Source organism: Sphingomonas bacterium (genome assembly GCF_903643035.1).
Classification (GTDB): domain Bacteria; phylum Pseudomonadota; class Alphaproteobacteria; order Sphingomonadales; family Sphingomonadaceae; genus Sphingomonas.
The window spans coordinates 1-3784 of the sequence record NZ_CAHJWW010000270.1 but is presented as its reverse complement, the minus strand read 5'-3'; the positions used below and the strand labels follow the sequence as shown (position 1 = coordinate 3784).

4 protein-coding genes are annotated in these 3784 nt (G+C 69.6%); 1 reads left to right on the top strand and 3 read right to left on the bottom strand.

Annotation, left to right across the window (positions count from 1 at the left end):
* Together HUV01_RS13615 and HUV01_RS13610 are read right to left on the bottom strand one after the other, a co-directional pair.
* The coding region (locus HUV01_RS13615; RefSeq protein WP_174298761.1) for an NAD(P)/FAD-dependent oxidoreductase at window positions 1–1051 on the bottom strand (1051 nt) is incomplete at its 3' end.
* Entirely contained in the window at window positions 1048–1290 is a 243-nt protein-coding gene (locus HUV01_RS13610; RefSeq protein WP_174298760.1) for a hypothetical protein, read from the bottom strand. The genes HUV01_RS13615 and HUV01_RS13610, both read right to left, overlap by 4 nt.
* A gap of 168 nt (window positions 1291–1458) precedes the next feature.
* On the opposite strand from HUV01_RS13610, the gene HUV01_RS13605 reads away from it, so the two are divergent.
* Entirely contained in the window at window positions 1459–3057 is a 1599-nt protein-coding gene (locus HUV01_RS13605) for a GMC family oxidoreductase (RefSeq protein ID WP_217431013.1), read from the top strand.
* Window positions 3058–3064: 7 nt separating this feature from the next.
* Here HUV01_RS13605 and HUV01_RS13600 read toward each other — a convergent pair.
* On the bottom strand, window positions 3065–3784 hold a 720-nt coding region (locus HUV01_RS13600; protein WP_174298758.1), incomplete at its 5' end, for a TolC family protein.

Sequence of the window (3784 nt, the reverse complement as noted above, 5' to 3'; positions counted from 1 at the left end):
CGAGTTCGAGGCGTGCGTTGCGGTCGACGGAGATCGTGCGGACTTTTTCGGGGTTGACCGGCTGGTCGCTGCCCGCCTCGAAACACGCGGCGCAATCGCCGATCGCGTACAGGCTAGCCAGCGCCCGCCCGTCCTCGCCGACCAGCCGCAGCGTCGGATCGACGCGCATCCTGCCGCCCTTCTCCATCGCCGGCCTGGGCACGACATCGAGCGCGCGGCCGCGCACCCCCGACGCCCAGACGAGGATGTCCGCCACCACCACGTCGCCATCCGCGAGGTGAAAGGCATGCGCCTCGACCGCCGTCACCTTCGCACCGAACCGCATCGCGACATGCTGTCGCTCGAGCAGGCGCCGCGCATAGCCGGAGGTGTCGGCGGCGACGCCGGGTAACGGCCGGTCCGCCATCTCGATCAGCGTGATATCGACGCGGGCGGGATCGAGCAGGCTGCGATATTGCGCCAGCCGGCCGGTGGCGCTGCGCAGCTCGGCCGCGAGCTCGACGCCGGTCGTCCCCGCGCCGACGATCGCGATCCGCAGCCGCTCCTGCGCGCCCGCCGCCACCCGCGCCGCCTGCGCCAGGATCGCACGGTGCAGCCGCTCGGCGCCGTCGGACGTGTCGAGAACGTGGCAATGGTCCGCGACGCCGGGCGTCCCGAAATCGTCGACGGTGCTGCCGATCGCCAGCACCGCCGTGTCGAAGCGGCAGGTCCGCGCCGGCAGCAGCTCGTCGCTCCCGTCGGGTTCGCGCACCACGCCGACCCGCGCGGTTCCGGCGGACCCGTCGATCGCCTCAACCGCGCCGAGCATGAAGGTGAAGCCGTGTGCCGCCGCCTGTTCCGCGTAACCGGCCGCCTCGTCGGCCGCGACGAGCAACCCCACCGCGATCTCGTGCAGCCTCGGCTTCCAGACATGGGCGGGCGCGGGATCAACCAGCGTCACCGCCGCCCGTCCGCCGCGCCGGGTGGCGCGGGCAAGCCGGATGGCGAGCTCCAGGCCGCCGGCACCGCCGCCGACGATCAGATAGCGGCAGGGCGACGCGGCCTGACTCACGGGCCGCTCGCCGCCGGACCACCACCTTCGGCGGGATCGGATGCGTCAAGAGTTCCAATCGGTGCGCCCTCGCCCGCGAGCTGACGTGTCATCGGCGCTCCACCCGACGCCAGCTCGGCGTAGGACGACGCCAGTTCGAGGTGGATCGCGGCCGCCGCACGGTCCGTTGCCGCGTTCGCGCGAGCGCGCTCCTGCTGCTCGCGTCGACGGTAGTAGGTGGTCGAATCCTGCTTGGTCACCCAGGTCGTCCCTGTCCGATTCGGCAACAACCTAGGCCGAACGCGAGGCTCTCGACTGATCAAGATCAGCCGCCGCGCGTGTCATGGCCTTACCCCTTCGGCTGAAGACATCGTCGCGAGTCACGCCACGGTGCCAAGAGCCTGCCGACGCGGATGTGGAGGAACGGGATGAGCGCTAGCCATGACGTGATCGTGATCGGCGGTGGATCGGCGGGCTGCCTGATCGCGGGCCGCCTCGCGCAGGAAACGGAGGCGGACGTCCTGTTGCTCGAGGCGGGCGGCCGCGATCTCGATCCGTTGATCCATATCCCCAGCGGCTTCTCCAAGCTGCTCCAGAACGGCTGGTTCCTCTGGCCCTACGAGTCGGTTCCGCAGACCCAGCTCGACGGCAAGCCGCGCTTGATGCACCAGGGCAAGGGGCTGGGCGGCGGCGGCTCGATCAACGCCATGCTGTACGTCCGCGGCCAGCCGCGGGATTACGCGCGCTGGCAGGAGGCGGTGAGCGATACGGGGCAGTGGTCCTATGCCGATCTGCTGCCGCATTTCATCGCGATGGAGGGAAACGACAGCTTCGCGGGGCCGCTGCACGGCGCCGAGGGCCCGTTGAAGGTCTCTCAGCCGATCGAGATCAACGCGCTGAACCGGGCCGCGATGGATGGTTTCACGCAGGCGGGGCTGCCGTACAACGCCGACTATAACGGCGAGGGGCAGCGTGGCGTCGGGCCATGCAAGCTTACGATCGGCGATGCCCGCCGGTGCAGCGCCGCCGACGCCTTCCTGAACCCCGCGCAGTCGCGCCCGAACCTCACGATCAACACCCATTGCCTGGTGACCAACATCGTCTTCGATGGCGATCGCGCGATCGGCGTGGATTATGTCCATGGGGGCGACACGCACCGAGCACTGGCCGGCGAGGTGGTGATCAGCGCCGGCGCGCTCAACTCGCCACGCCTGCTCATGCTGTCGGGCGTCGGCCCGGAAGCGGAGCTCGCCCGCCACGGTATCGGTCTCAGGCTCGCCTCGCCCGATGTCGGCCAGCACCTGCAGGAACATCCCGCGGTGCCGATCAGCGCGCGGAGCCGGCATGAGATGGGCTATGCCCGGTACGCGACGGGGCTGCCGATGCTGGGCGCGGGCGCCCTGTATCTGCTGACCGGACACGGGCCCGCGGCGACGAACGGGATCGAGAGCGTCGCCTTCTTCAACCCGGACGATCCGGCGGGCGAGCCGACGGTGCAGTGCATGCACCTCGCGGTCGCGGGGAACCCGACGGACCAGGCCGGGCTCACGTCGGGGCTGACGCTGGAAAACGTTGTGATCCAGCCCAGGAGCAGGGGCTTTGTCGGCCTCCGCGACGCCGACCCCACCTCGGCGCCGGTGTTCGACCCCAACTATCTCGGCGATCCCGAGGACATGCGGGTGATGGTGGCAAGCCTGCGCTACTGCCGGGAGGTGCTCCAGACCCCGGCGCTGCGCGACATCATGGAATTCGAGCTGTCGCCCGGCCCCGATGTTAACACCGACGAGGGCCTGATCGAACATTGCAAGCGCACGCTGACGGTCAATTGGCACCCGGTCGGCACCTGCCGCATGGGCGCGGATGATGAGGCGGTCGTCGACGCTTCGCTGAGGGTGCGCGGTGCGCGCAACCTGTGGGTAATGGATGCCTCGATCATGCCCAACATCACCAGCGGCAACACGAACGCGCCGACCATGGCGATCGCGAGCAAGGGAGTCGATCTGCTCAAGGTTGCCCTTCGCGCGTGATCCGCCGTCAGGGCCTTGGCGGGTCGGCCACCGACGAGAAGGGCTGAACCGCCCGCGCGAGCGGTGGATGGTCGATCGACGAGGAGACGGCCGCGTCGCTCCAACCGCCACCCAGCGCCACCGCGAGTTGCACGAGATTGCTTAGCTGGTCGCGGCGCACCGTCACGGCGTCGATCTGGCTCGAGTAGAAATTGCGCTGCGTATCGAGCTGGTCGAGATAGGTTGAATAGCCCTCCCGGTAGCGATCGACCGCGTAGCCGATGCTCTCCTGCAACGTGGCACGTCGCTCGCGGGCGACCTTGATCTGCTCTTCGAAGCGGCGCGCGGCGCTCAGATAGGTCTCCACCTCCGAGAACGCGTTGAGGACCGCGCCCTTGTACGCATAGGCCTGCCGGTCGCGCTGGGCGACCGCAAGGTCGAAGTTGGCGCGCAGCATGCCGCCCTCGTACAGCGGCGCCAGGACGCTCGCCCCAAGGCGCCATACGCTCAGCGTCGGCAGCTTGGGGGCGCTCGCATAGTCCAGGCCGAACATCCCCATAAGGTTCAGGCGCGGCAGGAAATCGGCCCGGCGCGCCGCGATCGTCGCGTCGGCGGCGGCCAGGTCGTACTCGGCCGCGGCAATGTCGGGACGCCGGCGCAGCAGGTCCGACGGCAGCGTGGCCGGGACCGCAGGCGGCTCGAACGTCCGGAAATCCGGGATGCGCCGAATGTCCTGCGGGAGCTGACC

Coding starts and splice junctions, on each gene's coding strand:
- HUV01_RS13605 (WP_217431013.1), top strand. CDS start 1,459: ATGAGCGCTAGCCATGACGTGATCGTGATCGGCGGTGGATCGGCGGGC.